The sequence below is a fragment of the Nocardiopsis camelliae genome, assembly GCF_028993595.1.
Lineage (GTDB): Bacteria > Actinomycetota > Actinomycetes > Streptosporangiales > Streptosporangiaceae > Nocardiopsis > Nocardiopsis dassonvillei.
Map to the genome: position 1 here is coordinate 1,873,746 of NZ_CP118614.1, position 19,508 is coordinate 1,893,253.

General features: G+C 73.3%; 21 protein-coding genes. 10 read left to right on the forward strand and 11 right to left on the reverse strand.

The annotated features are described in order from the left end of the window. Positions 1-56 precede the first annotated feature (56 nt). The gene (locus PV789_RS08285) at positions 57-929 is read left to right on the forward strand and encodes a LysR family transcriptional regulator (protein ID WP_274976862.1); all 873 of its coding nucleotides are present in this window, start codon (positions 57-59) and stop codon (positions 927-929) included. A 41-nt stretch (positions 930-970) separates the two neighbouring features. Here PV789_RS08285 and PV789_RS08290 read toward each other — a convergent pair whose 3' ends face one another. Together PV789_RS08290 and PV789_RS08295 are read right to left on the reverse strand one after the other, a co-directional pair. Next, a complete protein-coding gene (locus PV789_RS08290; RefSeq protein WP_274976863.1) occupies positions 971-1,216 on the reverse strand; it encodes a hypothetical protein in 246 nt (81 codons plus the stop codon). Between the two features lie 10 nt (positions 1,217-1,226). Further along, positions 1,227-1,652 (reverse strand): PPOX class F420-dependent oxidoreductase, encoded by a 426-nt coding sequence (locus tag PV789_RS08295; protein ID WP_013151882.1) that lies wholly within the window; start codon positions 1,650-1,652, stop codon positions 1,227-1,229. Positions 1,653-1,796: 144 nt separating this feature from the next. Here PV789_RS08295 and PV789_RS08300 point away from each other — a divergent pair, with 144 nt between their 5' ends. After that, entirely contained in the window at positions 1,797-2,057 is a 261-nt protein-coding gene (locus PV789_RS08300; RefSeq protein WP_274976864.1) for a hypothetical protein, read from the forward strand. A 58-nt stretch (positions 2,058-2,115) separates the two neighbouring features. On the opposite strand, the gene tnpA is transcribed toward PV789_RS08300, so the two are convergent. Further along, positions 2,116-2,544, reverse strand: a complete 429-nt coding sequence (gene tnpA, locus PV789_RS08305; protein WP_274976865.1) for an IS200/IS605 family transposase — start codon at positions 2,542-2,544, stop codon at positions 2,116-2,118. 23 nt (positions 2,545-2,567) lie between these two features. Here tnpA and PV789_RS08310 point away from each other — a divergent pair, with 23 nt between their 5' ends. Both PV789_RS08310 and PV789_RS08315 read left to right on the forward strand, forming a co-directional pair. Then, positions 2,568-3,719 carry an RNA-guided endonuclease InsQ/TnpB family protein gene (locus PV789_RS08310; protein ID WP_274976866.1) on the forward strand — a complete coding sequence of 384 codons (1,152 nt, stop codon included), beginning with the start codon at positions 2,568-2,570 and terminating at the stop codon, positions 3,717-3,719. Positions 3,720-3,737: 18 nt separating this feature from the next. Next, positions 3,738-4,040, forward strand: coding sequence for a hypothetical protein (locus PV789_RS08315; protein WP_274976867.1), 303 nt, complete (start codon positions 3,738-3,740; stop codon positions 4,038-4,040). A 261-nt stretch (positions 4,041-4,301) separates the two neighbouring features. On the opposite strand, the gene PV789_RS08320 is transcribed toward PV789_RS08315, so the two are convergent. The 4 genes from PV789_RS08320 to PV789_RS08335 form a co-directional block, all read right to left on the reverse strand. Beyond that, on the reverse strand, positions 4,302-5,792 hold the full coding sequence (locus PV789_RS08320; RefSeq protein WP_274976868.1) for an adenylosuccinate synthetase: 1,491 nt from the start codon (positions 5,790-5,792) through the stop codon (positions 4,302-4,304). Continuing rightward, a complete protein-coding gene (locus PV789_RS08325) occupies positions 5,789-6,784 on the reverse strand; it encodes a hypothetical protein (RefSeq protein WP_274976869.1) in 996 nt (331 codons plus the stop codon). Before PV789_RS08325 ends, PV789_RS08320 begins: the two co-directional genes overlap by 4 nt. A 91-nt stretch (positions 6,785-6,875) precedes the next feature. Further along, the gene (locus tag PV789_RS08330; protein WP_274976870.1) at positions 6,876-7,970 is read right to left on the reverse strand and encodes a protein kinase family protein; all 1,095 of its coding nucleotides are present in this window, start codon (positions 7,968-7,970) and stop codon (positions 6,876-6,878) included. A 17-nt stretch (positions 7,971-7,987) separates the two neighbouring features. Continuing rightward, a complete protein-coding gene (locus tag PV789_RS08335) occupies positions 7,988-8,779 on the reverse strand; it encodes an NUDIX hydrolase (protein ID WP_274976871.1) in 792 nt (263 codons plus the stop codon). A 295-nt stretch (positions 8,780-9,074) separates the two neighbouring features. Between PV789_RS08335 and ruvC the strand changes: the two genes are divergently transcribed. The 6 genes from ruvC (at position 9,075) to PV789_RS08365 (ending at position 15,679) form a co-directional block, all read left to right on the forward strand. Next, positions 9,075-9,623, forward strand: a complete 549-nt coding sequence (gene ruvC, locus PV789_RS08340) for a crossover junction endodeoxyribonuclease RuvC (RefSeq protein ID WP_212640868.1) — start codon at positions 9,075-9,077, stop codon at positions 9,621-9,623. A 50-nt stretch (positions 9,624-9,673) separates the two neighbouring features. Next, entirely contained in the window at positions 9,674-10,294 is a 621-nt protein-coding gene (ruvA, locus tag PV789_RS08345) for a Holliday junction branch migration protein RuvA (protein WP_274976872.1), read from the forward strand. An 18-nt stretch (positions 10,295-10,312) separates the two neighbouring features. Beyond that, complete coding sequence (ruvB, locus tag PV789_RS08350; RefSeq protein WP_274976873.1) at positions 10,313-11,464, forward strand: Holliday junction branch migration DNA helicase RuvB; 1,152 nt, start codon at positions 10,313-10,315, stop codon at positions 11,462-11,464. A gap of 320 nt (positions 11,465-11,784) precedes the next feature. Further along, positions 11,785-12,150, forward strand: coding sequence for a preprotein translocase subunit YajC (yajC, locus tag PV789_RS08355; RefSeq protein ID WP_249351987.1), 366 nt, complete (start codon positions 11,785-11,787; stop codon positions 12,148-12,150). Positions 12,151-12,358: 208 nt separating this feature from the next. Continuing rightward, entirely contained in the window at positions 12,359-12,913 is a 555-nt protein-coding gene (locus PV789_RS08360; protein ID WP_274976874.1) for an adenine phosphoribosyltransferase, read from the forward strand. A 588-nt stretch (positions 12,914-13,501) separates the two neighbouring features. Further along, positions 13,502-15,679 carry a RelA/SpoT family protein gene (locus PV789_RS08365; RefSeq protein ID WP_274976875.1) on the forward strand — a complete coding sequence of 726 codons (2,178 nt, stop codon included), beginning with the start codon at positions 13,502-13,504 and terminating at the stop codon, positions 15,677-15,679. Between the two features lie 54 nt (positions 15,680-15,733). On the opposite strand, the gene PV789_RS08370 is transcribed toward PV789_RS08365, so the two are convergent. The 4 genes from PV789_RS08370 to PV789_RS08385 all read right to left on the reverse strand — a co-directional run bounded on the left by PV789_RS08370 (position 15,734) and on the right by PV789_RS08385 (position 19,445). After that, entirely contained in the window at positions 15,734-16,201 is a 468-nt protein-coding gene (locus PV789_RS08370; protein WP_274976876.1) for a nitroreductase/quinone reductase family protein, read from the reverse strand. Positions 16,202-16,346: 145 nt separating this feature from the next. After that, the gene (locus PV789_RS08375; RefSeq protein WP_274976877.1) at positions 16,347-17,537 is read right to left on the reverse strand and encodes an acyl-CoA dehydrogenase family protein; all 1,191 of its coding nucleotides are present in this window, start codon (positions 17,535-17,537) and stop codon (positions 16,347-16,349) included. Positions 17,538-17,727: 190 nt separating this feature from the next. After that, positions 17,728-19,053, reverse strand: coding sequence for a CaiB/BaiF CoA transferase family protein (locus PV789_RS08380; protein WP_274976878.1), 1,326 nt, complete (start codon positions 19,051-19,053; stop codon positions 17,728-17,730). Continuing rightward, on the reverse strand, positions 19,050-19,445 hold the full coding sequence (locus PV789_RS08385; protein WP_274976879.1) for a DUF3870 domain-containing protein: 396 nt from the start codon (positions 19,443-19,445) through the stop codon (positions 19,050-19,052). The genes PV789_RS08380 and PV789_RS08385 overlap by 4 nt, the downstream gene beginning before the upstream one ends. Between the last annotated feature and the right edge of the window lie 63 nt (positions 19,446-19,508).

Genomic DNA, 19,508 nt, shown 5'->3' on the forward strand with positions numbered 1-19,508 from the left:
GGCGTCCAAGACCGGCTGTCGATATCGTTGATAGGTCCGGCCTATAAGGAGGATCGGTGGACGTCCGGCAGTTGGAGTACTTCCTGGCCGTGGTCGACCACGGCGGGGTGAACCGGGCGGCCTCGGCCCTGTACCTGTCCCAGCCGTCCCTGTCCCAGGCGGTCCGGGCCCTGGAACGCGACCTGGGCAGCGACCTCTTCCACCGCATCGGCCGCCGCGTGGTGCTGACCGAGGCGGGACGCGCGCTGATCGAGCCCGCCCGCGAGGCGGTGCGCGCCCTGGACCTGGCCCGCTCGGCGGTCGAGTCGGTGCGGGAGTTGCGCGGCGGACGGGTGGACGTGGCAGTGCTGCCCACCCAGGCGATCGAGCCGCTGACCGGCCTGGTGGCGGGCTTCACCCGGCGCCATCCGGAGGTGTCGGTGTCGGTCCGCAGCGCGCTGACCACGCGCGACGCCGTCGAGATGGTGCGCACCGGCGCCTGCGAACTCGGCGTGGTGGCCACCTCCGAGCCGTTCGCGGGGGCGGGGGTGCGGGCCCATCCGCTGGCGCGCCAGAGCTTCGTGCTGCTCGCCCCGCCCGACGGGCCCTTCGCCGCGGGGGAGCCCGTGCGCGCCGAGCGCCTGGAGGGGCAGAGGCTGATCGTGGGCCAGCACGGCTCGGGCATGCGCCGGTTCGTCGACGAACTGGTCGCGGACGGCCTGGACGCCCGGGTCGCCGTGGAGAGCGAGCACCGGGTGTCCCTCCTGCCGCTGGTGCTGGGCGGGGCCGGGATCGCGGTGGTCACCGACGCCTGGCGGGACCTGGCCGAGCGGGCCGGGGCGCTGGTGCTGGACCTGGAGCCCACCGGCCACCTGCACGTGTCCCTGGTCAGCAGGAGGGGACCGCTCACCGCGGCGGCGGAGGCGTTCGTGGCCCACGCGGTGGGCTGAACCCGCAGGGGCGGGCCCGGGACCGCTGGACGGACCCGGGATCAACGCCCCCACCGGTGGTTCGGGCTGATCAGCTCTTCGGGGTCCGACGGATTGAGTCTGCCCGGGCCGAAATCCGACGCGGTGATCCCGAAACCGTGTCGGCGCAGTACCGTCACCGCGTGGTCCAGGGACTCGCAGTCGGTGATGAAGCCCCGGTCACCCGCACTGTTCGGCCTGATGCTGTAGTACAGCTTCTTCTCGTCATCGTTGCAGACGAAGAGGACTGCGTTCCCGGGGATCTTCACGCGCGGGCGCTCAGCCGACCATGTCGAAGGCGGAGACCACCCTGGTCGGGCGCAGCCGCACCGCGAGTTCGCCGGGCACGCCGTTGCGCCGCCCGAATTCCTCGGCCCGCTCGGGCCCCATGTAGCGGCGGGCGATCGCGGTGGCGGTGCGCACCAGCTCGTCGGGGTCCTCGGAGACGACGGCCTCGCCCTGCACCTGCACGAAGGCGTACGGCGGCTCGGGAAGGTCCACGGTGAGCGCCACCCTGGGGTCGCGCGCGATGGACCGGCCCTTCGCGGTGGAGGCGCCGGTGTTGAAGACGATGTCGCCGTCCTCGACGACGAACCACACCGGCGCCGCCAGCGGCCGTCCGTCCGAGGCGGTGTAGGCGAGCATGCCGGTGCGGGTGCCCTGGAGCAGGAAGTCGCGGACCCGGGGGTCGGAGAGAGAAGTCACGGACCCACGCTAGTGGGCGGGTTCCGATCCCTACGGGAGGACGGGGCACCGGGGTGCCCGCGTGTCGGCGCGCCCGCACGTATCGGTACGATCCGCGCAACACGGGCGTCCGCCGAGGGCGGTCGGACACGGGAGAGGGGTGCCATGGACGGGGTCGTGCCGGACGACGGGACGTGGCGGATCGGTGCCCGTGAGGGCGTCGCCCTCTCGGCGCGCTGGTGGAAGTGGGTGTGGTCGGCGCCGGAGGGGTGCGACCCGGTCCGGGACGCCACCGGCGAGCACGCGGCCCGCAACCAGCCGGACGACCTGTGGTTCCTCGCCGGTACCTACGGGGGCAGGGTCGTGCGCCGGTGCGAGGTGCCCGCGGGGCGACCCCTGTTCTTCCCGGTGTTCAACATCTTCTAGCAAGGAACCCCGGCCGTTCACGGCCGGGAGGAACCGCTTCCCTCACCCGAACGGGCGGTTAGTCTGGGCGTTTTTGCTGGTCGATGTACTCCGCGATCACCGACAGCGGTGCGTCCCCGCACGAGGCGGCGAAGTAGGACGGCGACCACAACCGGTTGCCCCGCAGGAACCGTCGCACGTGGTCGGGGAACTGCTTGCGCAGGTAGTGCGCCGAGGTGCCCTTGAGCCGGTTGACCAGTGTCGAGACAGGGAGTTTGGGCGGGTAGTGCACGAGCAGGTGGACGTGGTCGTCCTCGCCGTTGAACTCGCGCAACTCAGCTCCCATGGTCTCGCACACCTGGTGCATGACCTGTTCGCAGTGGGCCAGCATCTGCCCGGTGAGGACACCACGCCGGTACTTGGTGACGGAGACAAGATGAGCGTGAAGGTCGGATACGACGCTTCTTCCACGCCTGACATTGGGATCTGGTTTCCACCTTGGTGACATGGACAAGACGGTCACCTGTGGGTGTGAAGACCGTTGTGCAGGTGAAGCTGCTCCCCGACGCCGCCCAGGAGGCGACGCTGTGGGAGACGCTGAAGTTGTGCAACCAGGCGGCCAACCGCGCCTCGCGCCGTGCGCACGAGTGTGGGGTGAAGGCGAAGACACCGTTGCAGCGGCTGGTCTACGACGACCTCAAAGCGATGGGGTTGTCCGCGCAACCGGCGAGCCACTGCGCACGCAAGGTCGCCGGGGCCCATGCCACGCTGAAGGCCAACCTCAAGGCCGGAAACCACGGCTGTGAGGGGTCCAAGCGGCGTACCCGGGTGGAGAACACGCCGGTTCGGTTCCGAAAAGACGCCGCGCAGCCCTTCGACGACCGGTGCCTGTCCTGGCAGATAGACGCGCGCACGGTGTCGATCTGGACCGTGCACGGCCGGGTGAAGGGCATGGCGTTCGCGTGTTCACCGGACCAGGCCAAGGTGCTCACCGAGTTCCGCAAGGGCGAATCCGACCTGGTCAAGCGCGGCGACAACTGGTACCTGTACGCCACCTGTGAGGTGCCCGAGGCCGACGAGTACACCCCCGAAGGTTTCGTGGGTGTGGGCCTCGGCATCGCGAACATCGCCACCACCAGCGACGGGGACGTCTACTCGGGCAAGCAGGTCAACCAGGTCCGCCATCGCAATCGCCACCTCAGGCGCCGTCTCCAGAAGAAGGGAACCAAGTCCGCCAAGCGTGTCCTGCGCCGCCTCTCGGGCCGCGAGGCGCGGTTCGCGGCCGATACCAACCACCGCATCGCCAAGCAGATCGTGACCGAGGCTCAACGCACCTCACGGGGTCTCGCCCTGGAAGACCTGGGCGGCATCCGCAAGAGGGCACGGCTACGCAAGCCCCAGCGGGTCACACTGCACTCCTGGTCCTTCGCTCAACTGGGCGCTTACATCGCCTACAAAGCAAGACGGGCCGGGGTGCCGGTGGTGTACGTGGTCCCGGCCCACACCTCCCAGGGATGTAGCGCGTGTGGCCACGTCGACAAGAGGAACCGGCCGAGCCAGGCCACTTTCCGATGCACGTCGTGCGGTTTCGCTGGGCACGCCGATGTGAACGCGGCCCGCAACATCTCCTCCAGGGGTGTGGCGGGCTGGGCAGTGAGTCACGCTGCCGACGACGCGGCCTGAAGTACACCTGCCAGGTGTGTGGAAGAGCTGCAAGCTCAGCCCTTCAGGGCCGAGAAGCTGACCATGCAGTTCCCCTTCGAGCACTCCAGGGAGCCGATGGCCATGCCGGTCGCGCGGGCCGACGCGCACCTCAACGGCGTCGCGCTGCCCCTGGAGGAGATCCAGGGGGTGTTCCGCAGCCCCCTGTGGGTCCGTCGGCACAGCTGGGGGCTGTGGGGCGCGGTCGCGCCCCTGAGCCCCGGCGGGTACGTGCTGGAGATCAGGGCGGACGACGGCCAGGGCTTCCGGGTGGACACCACCTACCACCTGACCGTCGTCTGAGGCGTGCGGGACGGCGCGACGGGGGCCGGTCCACGACGGCCGGGCACGCCGCCCGCACCGCTCGGCACGCGGATCCCCTCCGGCCCCGCGCCGTTCGGCGCGCGGACCCCGCCAGACCCATGCCGCGGGTCGGGCGGGGACAGCCCCGAGAGCCGGGCCGTTTCCGGTCCCGCCGCCCGCCGAGGGCACCGGACGGCGACGGAGAAGCGCACCGGGCCGTCGCTGGTCCCGTCGTCCGCCGGAGCGGACCCCGCCGGTCGGTCAGACACGTGACGGAACGCGGGCGTCGGCGCGAGTCGGACCCGAGAACACCGCCTCCAGGGGCAATCCCAGCTCCTCGCCGACGGCCTCGGCGGGGGAGCCGGGCGCGGGGGCGAGCACGGGCCGCGCCTCCAGCAGGGCGCGGGTCAGGCGCTCCTGCCGGTCCAGGCGCGCCGCGGCGTCCCTCTGCGCCGCGCCCGTCACGGCGGCGCCCGGCCCGCTGGGCGCCGGGGCCGGTGCGGGAACCGGTTCCAGGCTCGACCCGTCCGGCGCGGTGTAGCCGGTGCACCAGCGCAGTCTCCCTCCCGCCCGCGCGGGGGCGTCGGCGTGCGTGACCACCAGCGAGTCCACCCCGCCGGTGGCGGCGAGCGCGTACCGGTGCGCCACCGCGTCGAAGTGCCCGACCCGGAACTCCCCCTGCCACGGGTGCGTGCCGTTGTGCGCCTCGGCCAGCAGCGTGCCCAGTTCCGGGTCCTCGGCCACGAGCGGGCCCGCGCCGTGCCGGGTGGTGTAGGTGCGCACCACACCGATCCGGCGGGCGTCGCCGGGGCGCCCGGCCTCGGCCAGGAGCGCGAGCGGGTTCGCGGTGGTCGTCGTGGACCAGGTGGTGTACGGGTGGAACCCGTGCCACTCGTCCAGCAGCACCCCCTGCGCCCCCTCGAACACCACGGGGGAGCGGGCGAGCAGCCGGGGCAGGTGGTCCTCGTCCACCAGCCGCACCCGCCGCGCGAAGGCCAGGTAGGCCTCCACGCACTCCTCGACGTCCGGCTCGGGGTCGGGCCGGACCCCGGCACCGCGGTCCGGGGCCGTGCCGGTCCCTGTCACCGTGCCGGACTCTGCCGCCGCGCCGGAGGCCGCCGACGGCCCGGTTCCTGCCGCCGTGCGCCCGGCGCCGGGGCCCGCGCCCGGGGGCTCCAGGGAGCGGCGCACCGCGTGCAGGTGGTCGGCCAGGCGGCGCAGCTTGCGGCGCAGCGCGTCCGGCCGCGCGCAGTCACCGGCGGTCGGCGCGTCATCCGGGCGGGCCAGGGCGTAGGCCACGGTCTCGCCCACCCCCATCCCGCACGAGCCGTGCCGGTCCTCGCCCCGGGCCAGCTCCCGCGCCCGGTTGGCCGCCCGGTGCCACGGCGTGCTGATCAGCGCCCGGCGGTCCACGGTGACCAGCGCGAACGGGTCGGGCACGCCGAGCGAGGCCAGATGCCCGGCCTCGGCGGCCAGGGCGAAGGGGTCCACCACCATCCACCGCGACAGGTGCGTGGGCACCGGGCCGCCGGGGGCCAGTGTGCCCGCGCCGAACTGGGCGAACGTGTGGTGGCGGCCGTCGGGGGTCACCACGTTGTGCGCGGCCTGGGCGCCCCCGTTGGCGCGCACGACGGCGCCGAAGCGCCGCCGCGCGCACAGCAGGTCGACCGTCACGCCCTTGCCCGCGTCGCCGAACCCCAGGTCGACGACGACGGCGTTTCCGTCGGCCCACGGGGTGGTCGCGCCGGTCACAGCCGGTCCACCCCGCCCGCTTCGGCCGGGCCGCCGAGCCCGGTCGGGGTGTCGGCCACGACCACGGAGCCGCGGCTCTCGGACAGCGTCCGCAGCGCCCTGCCCACCGCCTCGCCCGTGTCCGAGCCCGCCTCGGCCAGGTCGGCCAGGCCCTTCTCCAGGTCGATGGCCTCCTCGGCGAGTCCGACGGTGACCGCGATGGTCTCCGACACCGCGTTGAGGTCGTCCAGGTAGATGACGTTCTGGCCCATTTGGGTGTCCCAGAAGCCGCGCACCTTGTCGTTGTGGAAGTGCCCGCTGCCGGTCGGCATGATGAAGTACACCTCGAAGCTGCGCCGCAGCTCGGCCAGGATCCGCGGGAACGGGATGTCCTCGGTGATGTCGTCGCCGATCACCTCGCGCACCTCCCGCGCCTTGACCGCCCCGTAGGCCATCTCGTCTCCGATGATGAAGAGGTGGCCGCGCCGTCCGCGCTTCTCCAGGCAGTCCATGGAGGTGTGCCGGGCCATGAAGTACATGGCCAGCTCGTAGGACTCCGTCACCTGGCCGCCACCGCCGCCCTCCAGCAGGATGTTGCCCAGGTCGTCCTCCAGTTCGTTGCCGGACTCGAACTGCCCCACCTGGAGCGGGGCCCGGTCGCACGTGGCGTCGCCGATCGCGCCGAAGAGGATCTGCGGGTCCTGCACGTACCCCTTGCGCAGCAGCAGGCCGAACAGGTCGGGCAGCTTGGTCTGGAGTACGCGCGGCACGTTGCGCATGGAACCCGTGACGTCGAAGAGCACCGAGATGGCCAGCGACTCGGGGTGTTCGGCGGAGTCGCGGCTCTCTCGCACGCCCACGCCGTGGGGGTCGAGGCTGTCGTGGACCCGCCAGGCGCTGCGCGGGGTCGAGGCGAGCACGTCGTCGGTGTAGCCGAAGCTGCTGGAGCCGACGGAGGAGTTGTAGGCCTGACGCGCGTGGTAGGCGTCGGTGGACCAGTGGCTGCTTCCCATGGGGTTCTCCTTGGAACGGGGGTGGGCGGATCGGGCCGCCGGGGTCGGGGGCGGGGCTCGTGAGGGGGAGGGTGGTCGGGGGAGGGGGTTCTCAGGCCCCGGCGGCCGGTGCCGGGTCCGGCATGGTGAAGGGGCGGAACCGGCGCGGCCCGTAGAGGCGTTCCAGCGCGTCGTCCAGTTCGCAGAGCAGGGCGAACCCGTCGCGGGGCCGCCGTTCGGGGGCGGGCAGGGTGCAGCCGCGCGCGAAGGACCGCAGCTCCCGGGGCAGGCGGCCCGCGGTGACGTACTCCACGCACCGGGTCGCCATGTGGATGTCGGTCTGGGCCAGCGCGGGGCGGCGCGCGGCCACCTCGGGCGGGTAGAAGTCCGCGCGTCCGGGCACCATCGCCGGGACGTGCGGCGCGGTGCGCGGGGCGTGCGCCGTCACCGAGTAGCACCAGTCGACCAGGACCAGGCCGTGATCGGCCGGGTGGATCATCACGTGCTCGGGTACGACCGCGCCGTGCACCACCCCCGCCAGGGCGGCGTTGCCGACGGCGACCAGCAGCCGCCGCCACATCCACGCCGCGTCGCGCGGGTCGACGCCGTCGGGGTGGGCGCGGCGCACCTCGGCCAGCGTGTGGAAGCCGTGCAGCCGTCCCAGGACGTTGGCCCGCCGCTCCACGCCGGTGGCGGCGTCGCGGTGCTTGAAGGACTCCACCAGTTCGGGGACGAAGGCCCGGTAGCGCTCGTGGCCGTGCTCCCGGATACGGCGCAGCGCGGTCGCCTCGGCCTCCAACAGGTCGTTGTCGCGGGGTGCGCGGGGCAGTTTGAGCACCGCGTCGCGCCACTCCGGCGCCCGGTAGCGCACCGGGTGCAGGTCGGCGACGTCGCCCCGGGCCAGCCGTTCCCGGCCGACCCGGTAGGTGTGCGCGCCGGTGGCCAGGGTGAGGTCGTCCAGGCGCAGGTCGCCCGCGGCCATCGCCCGGTACAGGTCCCACAGCCGCGAGAGCCGGGTGAAGGGGCCGGTGCCGCTGCCGGGCGGCGCCGTGTCGGGGTGGAGCGCGCGGGCCAGCTCGCGGTGGCGGGCCGTGGCCGCCGGGGGCACGCCGCCGCCCTCGGGCAGCGGGCCGAACAGCTCCACGGGGTCGCCCGCCAGGGCGACCTGGCGCTCGGCGTCCTCGAATACGGGGCCGGTGGCCGTCATCGGACTCCTCTCGGGTGTCACTGCGTGCCCCGCAGCAGGGGAGGGTGCAGCAGGGCGGCGCCGCCCGCGCGGTAGAGCCGGGCCCGCCGTCCGCCGCCCGCGCCGCCGCGCTCGGCGAGTTCCCCGGTGTCCTCCACGAACCCGGGTGCGGCGAGGATCTTGCGGTGGAAGTTGGCCGCGTGCAGGGACTGGCCCCACACGGCCTCGTACACCTCGCGCAGCGCCGTGATGGTGAAGGCGGGCGGCAGGAAGGCCGTGGCCAGCGGGGTGTACTCCAGCTTGGAGCGGGCGCGCTCGACCGCGTCGGCCAGGAGGCGGCCGTGGTCGAAGGCCAGGTCGAGCCCGGGGCGCGCGCCGTCGCCGTGGCCGAGGTCGCGCCAGGGGGTCCAGGCGGCCTCCTCGGTGCCCCGGCCGGTGTGCGGGTCGGGCAGGTCGGGGGCCAGCAGGACGTAGGCGACCGAGAAGACGCGCATGCGCGGGTCCCGGTCCCGGGCGCCGTAGGTGCCCAGCTGCTCCAGGTGCAGTTCGGTGGGCAGCAGGGTCTTCTCCGAGAGCACGCGCAGGGCGGCGTCGGGCAGGTCGGGGTCGGCGGGGCCGTCCGGTCCGTCCTGGGCCCGGACGAATCCGCCCGGCAGCGCCCACCAGCCGCGCTGGGGGTGCTCGGCGCGCCGCGTCAGCAGCACGTGCGGCACGCCCGAGCGGATGGTGAGGGCGACGACGTCGACGGTGACCGCGGCCGGGGCGAACGCGTGCGGGTCGTAGTCGGCGAGGAACCGGCTCTCGCCCTCCTCGTTGCGCGGGTCGGCCACGTGCGCCTCCAGTTGTTCTCAATCCGAGTATTTCTCGAACTGAGAGCAACTTAGCACGCGTTCGGTGTCCCGTCCATCCCTTTTCTCCGGAACCCGAAGACAGCGCGCGGTCCGGGGGCGTGCGGCCGCGCCCGGCCGGGCGACTACGCTCGCGACAGGGTGGCCCTGGCAGCGGCGGGCTCCGGCCGGGGGGCGCCCCCGGGGGCCGACACGCCCGGGCGGGCCGGAGGCGGACGTCGTCGCCCGCCGCTAGCATGTGGGCGAACGGACGTTCGAGAGGACAAGGGTGAGGCGCGTGCGCGTGTTGGGGATCGACCCCGGGCTGACCCGGTGCGGTGTCGCCGCCGTCGAGGGCGCCATCGGCCGACCGCTCGCCCTGCTCGGCGCCGACGCCGTGCGCACCAGCCCCGACACCGACCTGCCCCACCGGCTCGTGGGCATCGAGCGCGGTATCGAGGAGTGGCTGGACCGCTACCAGCCCGACGCCGTCGCCGTCGAGCGCGTCTTCGCCCAACACAACCTCAGCACCGTCATGGGCACCGCCCAGGCCAGCGGCATCGCCCTGGTCTGCGCCGCCCGCCGCGGCCTGCCCGTGGCCATGCACACCCCCAGCGAGGCTAAGGCCGCCATCACCGGCAACGGCCGCGCCGACAAGGCGCAGGTCGGCACGATGGTGGCGCGTATCCTCGGACTCGACGGACCCCCCAAGCCCGCCGACGCGGCCGACGCCGTCGCCCTGGCCATCTGCCACATCTGGCGCGGCGGGGCCCAGGCCCGCGTCGCCCAGGCCCAGCAGGACTTCGCCCGCAAGGTGGAGCTGGCCCGCCGCACCCGCGGCCGCTAGCGCCCCGCCCCCAGGAAGGAGAGGGGCACCGTCCCCGGTGCCCACACCAGATGATCGCGTTCCTCACCGGCCGGGTGGCCGCGCGCGGCGCGGGCACCGCCGTCATCGACGTCGGCGGGGTCGGCATGACCGTGCAGTGCACGCCCTCCGCGCTCTCGCGCCTGCACGTGGGCGAGACCGGGACCGTGGCCACCAGCCTCGTCGTGCGCGAGGAGTCCCTGACCCTGTTCGGGTTCGCCGACGACGACGAGAAGCACCTGTTCGAGCAGCTCCAGACCGCCTCCGGCGTCGGCCCCCGCCTGGCCCTGGCCATGCTCTCGGTCCACAGCCCCTCCAGCCTGCGCCACGCCGTGTCCACCGAGGACACCACCGCCCTCACCCGCGTGCCCGGCATCGGCAAGAAGGGCGCCCAGCGCATCGTCCTGGAACTGCGCGGCAAGCTCGACGCGCCCGTGCTCACCGACGGCACCCCGCCCGGGTCCGAGGCCGCCGGGTCCGGCGGCGAGCCCAACGGCGCCTGGCGCGGACAGGTGGTCTCCGGCCTGGTCAACCTCGGCTGGTCGGCCAAGGACGCCGAGGCCGCCGCCTCCGCCGTGGCGACCGAGGCCGAGCACACCGACGACGTCGCCGTCCTGCTGCGCAGCGCCCTGCGCAGGCTCAGCCGGGCCTAGGAACAGGGAGGAAACCCCGTGTACGACTTCCACGAGGAAGATCCCCGCGGCTCGGCCCCCGTCGGGCCCCCGCCCTACGAGCGCGACGCGGTCTCGCCCGACGCGGGCACGGACGAGCGCCAGATCGAGGGCGCCCTGCGCCCCCGCGCGCTGGACGAGTTCGTCGGCCAGGAACGCGTGCGCGAACAGCTCTCCCTGGTGCTGCACAGCGCCAGGCGGCGCAACCGGGCGCCCGACCACATCCTCATGTCCGGCGGCCCGGGCCTGGGCAAGACCACCCTGGCCATGATCATCGCCGCCGAGATGGGCGCCCCGCTGCGCATCACCTCGGGCCCGGCCATCGAGCGCTCCGGGGACCTGGCCGCGGTGCTCTCCACCCTCCAGGAGGGCGAGGTGCTCTTCCTGGACGAGATCCACCGCATGGCCCGCCCCGCCGAGGAGATGCTCTACGTCGCGATGGAGGACTTCCGGGTCGACGTCGTGGTCGGGAAGGGCCCCGGCGCCACCGCCATCCCGCTGGACATCGCGCCGTTCACCCTGGTCGGGGCGACCACCCGCGCGGGCATGCTGCCCGCGCCCCTGCGCGACCGCTTCGGGTTCACCGCGCACATGGACTTCTACACCCCCGGTGAACTGGAGCTGATCCTCCAGCGCTCGGCGGGCCTGCTGGGCGCACCCCTGGACGCGGACGCCGCCGTGGAGATCGCCGGGCGCTCGCGCGGCACCCCCCGGATCGCCAACCGGCTGCTGCGCCGGGTGCGCGACTACGCCGAGGTGCGCGGGGACGGGCGGCTGTCGCTGGACACCGCCCGCGCCGCCCTCGACCTCTACGAGGTGGACGAACTGGGCATGGACCGGCTGGACCGGGCCATCCTCGACGTGCTCATGAGGAGGTTCCGCGGCGGCCCGGTCGGCCTGTCCACGCTGGCGGTGTCGGTGGGGGAGGAGGCCGAGACGGTGGAGACCGTCGCCGAGCCCTTCCTGGTCCGCTCCGGATTCCTGGCCCGCACCCCGCGCGGCCGGGTGGCCACCCCGCAGGCCTGGGCGCACATGGGGCTCACCCCGCCGCCGGACGCGGCCTTCGGTGCGGCGGCGGCCAACGGCGGCGGCACCACGGGCAACTCCGCCCCCGCGGGCAACGCGGGTCACAACGGCACGGCTACTCCCTGACCAGTGCGTCTGACACGGAGCCCCGGTCCGGGCACAATGGGTTCCGGCCGGGCGGATCGGGGGCGAACCGTTAACACCCCGATCTCCTCCGGTGGGATACCGGTGACCCACGCCACGTAAGCTGGGACGAAACAGCCGATACGGGGCACGACTCCGTACGTGTCGTTCGACACCGGTGGAACGTCTCGGCCCTCTGGCGCGTTGTACGTGCCGGACAGGCCCGGACCACGCGGTTCGTGCCGATGCGAAGAAGGTGGCCGTCGCGGTGTCCCATCCGACAGCGGTCGGCCACACGACGAAACGTCAGGAAGGACGCCCCCGTGCAGGGCCTTTACCACCTCGCTGCCGAAGGAGAGCCCACCGGTGGGCTCTTCAGCATGCTGTTCCCGTTCCTGCTGATCCTCCTGGTGTTCTGGCTGCTCTTCTGGCGCCCGGCCCAGAAGCGCCGCCAGCAGGAGACGCAGATGCACAACGCCCTGGTCCCCGGTGTCGAGGTGATGACCAAGGCCGGCATCTTCGCCACCGTCGTCGAGATCCACGAGCAGGACGTCCTGCTGGAGATCGCGCCCGGGACCCGCATCCGCATGCTCAAGGCCGGTGTCGGAGAGGTCGTCACCCCGGCCGCCGACGACACGCCGGTGGAGGACCGCCCCGACTTCGGCGACGACGACAAGCCCAAGGGCTAGACGTACCTCCTCGGGCCCGCGCCCCGCGTCCCGCACGGTGAGCGGACGGCCCGCGCGCGTCCGACCCCGGTACCGGCCCCCCGCGCGGGGGGCCGGTACCGCCGTGTCCGGCCGTCCGGACCACGGGTCGCCGCCGCGACTCCCGCGAGGGCCCCGGCCCCGGCCCCGGCCCCGACAGCACGAGAACCCAGCAGAAGGCCCATCCCACATGCCCGACGACACCGCCACCGCGGCGCCCGTCCCCGGTCCGGAGCTCATCCGGGCGCACATCCGCGACATTCCCGACTTCCCGCAGCCCGGCGTCCTGTTCAAGGACATCACGCCGCTGCTCAACCACCGGGAGGCCTTCGCGGCCGCCGTGGAGGGCCTCGCCGCGCCCTTCCTCTCCGCGGGGGTGGACCACGTGGTCGGACTGGAGGCGCGCGGGTTCATCTTCGGCGCCCCGGTCGCCATGGCGCTGGGCTCGGGCTTCGTCCCCGCGCGCAAAGCCGGGAAACTGCCCTCGCGGACCATCGGTCAGGCCTATGATCTGGAGTACGGCACCGCGACCGTCGAGATCCACGCCGACGCGGTCTCCCCGGGCAGCCGTGTGCTGATCGTGGACGACGTCCTCGCCACCGGCGGCACCGGCAGGGCCGCGGTGGACCTGGTCCGCAAGGCGGGTGGTACGGTCGTGGGATTCTCCGTCCTGATGGAGCTCTCCGCGCTCCTGGGACGGGACAGGGTGCCCGACGTGGAGCTGCACACCCTCCTCACGGTCTGATCCGGCCGACCCGCGCCGCGGCCGACGCCCCTCCCCACGGGGAATGCGCGACGGCCCGTCATCGTTGACGTACTCCACCACCGGGGGTGAACCCCCGGTGGCCAGTGTCACACCCGCCGCCGGGCGCGGCGGGAGCGGGGAGGCCGAGGCCGTTCCCGGCGGGAACGGCCCCACTAGACTGGTGGGAGAGGTACCGCGGCGGCCACGTCACGACTGGCCCTGATGACACGCACGTGCACCGGTGGAGCCGGGCGGCGCTGACGGCGCCCGCGCGACCGGACGGATCCGCGGGAGGTAGGCATGCCAAGCGAAGTGGTTTCGACCGGGGCGGCAGCGACGGACGAGACGCGGCGGGACGCCTCCCAGGAACCGCGGCCGAACACGCCCCAGGGGCACGCGGACGGCACCGGCGCGCAGGGCGCCACCACAAGTCCACAGGGAGACCGGCCGGAGGGCGCCGCGAACGGAGCGGCGCCCTCCGACGTCTCCGGAGCGGGGGCCACGCGGCAGCCGTCCCCCTCCACCACGCCCTCCACGGTGCGAGTACGCAGAAGGCTCGCCCGACTAGGCGCTCAGCGGGGAGTGACGATGAACCCGGTGCTCGAACCACTGATCAAGACAGTGCGGGCCACCCATCCCAAGGTGGACGTGCGGCTGGTCGAGCGCGCCTACGAGGTCGCGGCCCACCACCACCGCGACCAGAAGCGCAAGAGCGGCGACCCCTACATCACCCATCCGCTCGCCGTCGCCACGATCCTCGCCGAGCTGGGCATGCAGGAGGCCACCCTGGCCGCCGCCCTCCTGCACGACACCGTCGAGGACACCGACTACTCCCTGGGCGATCTGCGCTCGGACTTCGGCGACGAGATCGCCGAGCTGGTCGACGGGGTCACCAAGCTCGACAAGGTCAAGTACGGCGAGGCCACCCAGGCCGAGACCGTGCGCAAGATGGTCGTGGCCATGGCCCGCGACATCCGCGTGCTGGTCATCAAGCTGTGCGACCGATTGCACAACATGCGCACCCTGCGCTATCTGCCCTCCCGCGCCAAACGGGAGAAGAAGGCCCGCGAGACCCTGGAGATCTTCGCCCCCCTCGCCCACCGGCTGGGCATGAACACCATCAAGTGGGAGCTGGAGGACCTGGCCTTCGCCACCCTCTACCCCAAGCGCTTCGACGAGATCGCCCGCCTGGTGTCCGAGCGCGCCCCGCGCCGCGACGTCTACCTCCAGGAGGTCATCGAGGCGGTCTCGGCCGATCTGCGCGAGTCCAAGCTCAAGGCCACCGTGCGCGGGCGGCCCAAGCACTACTACTCGATCTACCAGAAGATGATCGCCCGCAACTGCGGCTTCGACGAGATCTACGACCTCATCGCCGTGCGGGTCCTGGTGGACAGCGTCCGCGACTGCTACGCGGCCCTGGGGACCATCCACGCGCGGTGGAACCCGGTGCCCGGCCGGTTCAAGGACTACATCGCGATGCCCAAGTTCAACATGTACCAGTCGCTGCACACGACGGTCATAGGGCCCTCGGGCAACCCGGTCGAGCTCCAGATCCGCACGCGCGCGATGCACCGGCGCGCCGAGTACGGCATCGCCGCGCACTGGAAGTACAAGGAGGACCGGGGCAGCGGGGGCGAGAGCAAGCCCCGGGGCAGCTCCGACATGCAGTGGCTGCGCCAGCTCATCGACTGGCAGCAGGAGACCAAGGACCCGGGCGAGTTCCTGGAGTCGCTGCGCTTCGACCTGTCGGTGCAGGAGGTGTTCGTCTTCACCCCGGGCGGCGACGTCATCTCGCTGCCCCAGGGCGCCACCGCCGTGGACTTCGCCTACGCCGTGCACACCGAGGTCGGCCACCGCACCGTGGGCGCCCGCATCAACGGCCGCCTGGTGCCGCTGGAGAACGAGCTGCACAACGGCGAGACGGTGGAGATCCTCACCTCCAAGACGCCCGACGCCGGACCCAGCCGGGACTGGCTGAACTTCGTCAAGAGCGCCCGGGCCCGCAACAAGATCCGGCACTGGTTCACCAAGGAGCGCCGCGAGGCCGCGATCGAACAGGGCAAGGACGAGATCGCCAAGGTCATGCGCAAGCAGGAGCTTCCGGTCAAGCGCCTGTTCAGCGGTGAGGCGATCATCGGCCTGGCCAGCGACCTGCGCTACCCGGACGTGGACTCTCTGTACGCGGCGGTGGGGGAGCGCCAGGTCAGCGCCCAGCACGTGGTCGGCAAGCTCGTCGACTCCATGGGCGGCCTGGAGAGCCACACCGAGGACATCGCCGAGTCGGCGCTGCCCACCAAGGCGGCCACCCGCCAGCGCCAGCACGGCAACCCGGGCGTGGTCGTGGAGGGCGACGCCGACGTGTGGGCGCGCCTGTCCAAGTGCTGTACCCCCGTGCCGGGCGACGAGATCGTCGGCTTCGTGACCCGGGGCAACGGGGTGTCGGTGCACCGCCGGGACTGCGTGAACACCGCGACACTGGACACCGACCGCATGGTCAAGGTGGACTGGTCGCCCACCGAGGACTCGATGTTCCTGGTGGCGCTGCACGTGGAGGCCCTGGACCGGTCCCGGCTGCTGTCGGACATCACGCGGGTGCTGAGCGACCAGCACGTCAACATCCTGTCCGCGACCGTCCAGACCAGCCGCGACCGCGTGGCGCAGAGCCGCTTCACCTTCGAGATGGCCGACCCCGCCCACCTGGGCAGCGTGCTGCGCGCGGTGCGGGGCGTGGACGGCGTCTACGACGTCTTCCGCGTCCGCAACTGACACGGCCGGGTCCCGGGCTCCCCGCGCGGGGAGCCCGGGACCCGTGCGCGCCGGTCAGATGCGGATCGTGGTCGAGCGCACGATCTCGAACACCGGGTGGCGGTCGGCCTCGGCCGCGAACGCCTCCTCGGGGGCGTCCGGCGGCGTCTCGAAGTACAGGCCCACCACGGCGGAACGCGGGTGGTCCAGGTACTCCTTGAGCAGCGGGGCGGCCTCCCCGGCCCCCAGTTCGCGCACGCTGATCAGCTCGATCCAGCCGCCCTGGCGCAGCGTCGCGAAGCCGTCCCGACGCAGGTTGCGGACCCAGTCCACCTCCCCGTAGGGGGAGACCAGGAACCGGCCGCGGTCGCTGTCCAGCACACTGAGCGGGATGGTGCGCAGGAAGCCCGACTTGCGCCCACGCGTGGTGAGCAGGTGAAACTCGGGCAGGCACACCCCGTACTTGACGAAGCCGCTGACGACGGCGTTGGCGGTCCGCCGCAGCCCCGTCATCTCGAACCGCTTCGTCGGCTCGTTCCCCATCTCGGCAACTCCCTCGCTCGGCTGCTCCCCATTCTGGCGGCTGCGCGCGCCCGTCGGCACCGGGGGAGGCGCGCGACCCGCCTCCGGTCCCCGCGGACCGGCCCGGATCCCGGACCCGATCCGGGGCCCGCGGAGGCGGCGCTGTTCAGCGGAAGGCCGAGATCCCCGTCACCGACTGGCCGATGCTGAGCGCGTGGATCTCCTCGGTGCCCTCGTAGGTGGCGACCGTCTCCAGGTTCGCCATGTGCCGCATCACCGGGTACTCCAGGGTGATGCCGTTGGCGCCGTGCACCGAGCGCGCCGCCGCGGCCACCCGCTGGGCGGCGGCCACGCACGAGAGCTTGCCGAAGCTCACGTGGTTGTGGTGGCACCGGCCCTCGTCCTTCAGGCGCCCGATCCGCAGCGCGGTCATGGCCGCCTGGTTGACGTCCACCACCATGTCGGCGAGCTTGCGCTGGGTCAGCTGGAACCCGGCGATCGGCCGGCCGAACTGCTCGCGGCTCAGCGCGTACTCCAGGGCCGCCTCGTAGCAGGCGCGCGCGGCGCCGGCCGCGCCCCACACGATGCCGTAGCGGGCCTCGTTCAGGCACGACAGCGGCGACCCCAGGCCGCGCGACCCCGGCAGCACCGCGTCGGCGGGCAGGCGCACGCCCTCCAGCACCAGTTCGGAGGTGACCGACGCGCGCAGCGACAGCTTGCGGTGGATGACGTTGGCCGAGAACCCGGGCGTGTCGGCGGGCACCACGAACCCGCGCACGCCCTCGTCGGTGGCGGCCCACACCACGGCCACGTCGGCGACCGAGCCGTTGGTGATCCACATCTTGGTGCCGTCGAGCACCCAGTCGCTCCCGTCCCTGCGGGCGCGGGTGCGCATCGACCCGGGGTCGGAGCCGGAGTCGGGCTCGGTCAGCCCGAAGCAGCCGATCGCCTCACCGGCGGCCATGCGCGGCAGCCACTCCTGCTTCTGCTCCTCGGAACCGAACTTGTGGACGGCCGCCATCGCCAGCGAGCCCTGTACCGACACGAAGCTGCGCAGGCCCGAGTCCACGGCCTCCAGCTCGCGGCAGGCCAGACCGTAGGCGACCGCGCTGGAGCCGCCGCAGCCGTACCCCTCCAGGTGCATGCCCAGCACCCCGAGGGAGCCGAAGGCCCTGGCCAGCCCGCGCGGATCGGGCAGGGTGCCCGCCTCGAACCACTCGGCCACGTTCGGCGCCAGCTCGCGCGAGGCGAAGTCGCGCACGGCGTCGCGGACGTCGCGCTCGGTGTCGGTCAGGTCGGCGTCCACCGCCAGGAAGTCGTGCGGGTCCGGGGCGGCGGGCTTGCGGGAGTCGCTCAAGGTGTGTGTCCCTTCGTGGTGCCGACGGCCGGTGCGGCCGTGCGGGATGTGGACGGTGTCTGTCGGACCCGGGTGCGGGACCCGGAGGAAGGACGGGCGGTCGCCTCGGGGCCGGGTGCGCAGCCCTGACCGGTTCCGGGGCGTGGTCGGGCGGTGCGGCCGGGCGGGTCCGGTGCGACCCGCCCGGCTCTCAGGGCAGGTCGGGCTGCTGGACGGCGCCGCGCGCGACCATCGCGTCCACGTCGGCCCCGTCCACGCCGAGTTCGGCCAGGATCTGCCGGGAGTGCTGCCCCAGCAGCGGCGGCGCGGTGAGCGGCGGCGGGCTGCCCTCCAGACGGAACCCGGCGCGGACCTGTTCGATCAGCCCGGCGGTGGGGTGCTCCACGGTGCGCAGGACGTCGTCGCCGCTGGCGTCGGCGGTGCGCAGCGCGTCGAGCACCCCGCGCACCCGTCCCACCGGCACCCCGGCCCCCACCAGCAGCTCCATCCAGTGGTCGGCGGGTCGGGAGCGCAGGGTCGCCGACAGGGCGCCGACCAGTTCCCCCCGGTGCGCCACCCGGCCGGGGTTGGTGGCGTAGCGCGGGTCCGCGCCCAGGTCGGGGCGGTCCAGGGCCGCGCACAGCCGCTGGTACAGGGCGTCGTTCCCGGCGGCGACGACGATCTCGGCGTCCGCGGTCGCAAAGGCCTGGTAGGGCACGATCGTGGTGTGCGCGTTGCCGACCCGGGCGGGTTCGGCCCCCGTCACCAGCGCCTGCTGGGTGAGGTTGACCAGGCCGGAGAGGGTGGAGTTGATCAGCGACGCGCTGATGTTCTCGCCGCGCCCGGTGACGCGGGCCCGTATGAGCGCGCCCAGGATTCCCACGGCGGCGTTGAGCCCGGTGAGCACGTCGGTCAGGGCCACGCCCACCTTGCTCGCCGGTCCCTCCGCGGGTCCGGTGGTGGCCATGAGCCCGCTCTCGGCCTGCACCACGATGTCGAAGCCGGGACGCGTCGCGGGCTCGTGCCCGGGCCCGAACCCGCTCACCGAGCAGTACACGACGGCCGGGTTGCGGGCGCTGACGGCCTCGTAGCCGAGCCCGAGCCGGTCGATGACCCCGGGCCGGAAGTTCTGGACGACCACGTCGGAGGCCGCGCACAGCTCCCGGACCGCGGCCAGGCCCCCGGGGTCCTTCAGGTCCACGGCCAGGCTGCGCTTGTTGCGGTTCACCGACAGGAAGTAGGCGGCCTCGCCGTGCCCCGCCGCTCCGGCCTCCCCGGCCCAGGGCGGCCCCCAGGAGCGCGTGTCGTCGCCGCGCCCGGGCTGTTCCACCTTGACCACCTCGGCGCCCATGTCGGCGAGCAGCATGGTGGCGTAGGGGCCGGCCAGTACGCGGGACAGGTCGGCGACGCGCACGCCCGCCAGCGGCAGCGGCGCGGCCCCGGCCCCGGACGCGCTCTCGGTTCCGTTTCCGGCCCCGGCGCCGCTTTCGGCCCGGGCTCCGGCGGGGCCCCCGTTCGCGGAGAGGTCGTCGCTCACGGCCGCTCCTCCTCCCCGGCCTCGGGGTCCGCGGGCAACTGGTCGCCCTCCCTGAGCTGGCCGTAGGTCTCCAGGCAGCGGCGCAGGGCGGTGGTCAGCGCGGCGCCGGACTGGCCCGCGTAACGGGTCTGCACCCGCCGCACCATCTCGGCGACGTCCCCGGTCACCGACTCCCCCTCGACCAGGGCGCGGAAGAAGTCCCTGGCCAGCTCGGTGAGCAGGGTGGTGTCCGCGGCGACGACGCGCCCGTCGGCGGTGTCCACGGCCAGCACGACGCCGAGCCGCTGGTACTGGGAGTGGCTCGCCACCGAGTCGGGCAGGCGGGCGTAGCCGGACACCAGGACGACCCTGGGATTGCGCAGGACCTGCTGGATACGGTCGTCGCCGTACAAGGTGCACACCTCTCGCTCACGGGCACGCGAAAACTCCGACGCTCTGGAGTCTCGCGCCTGGAG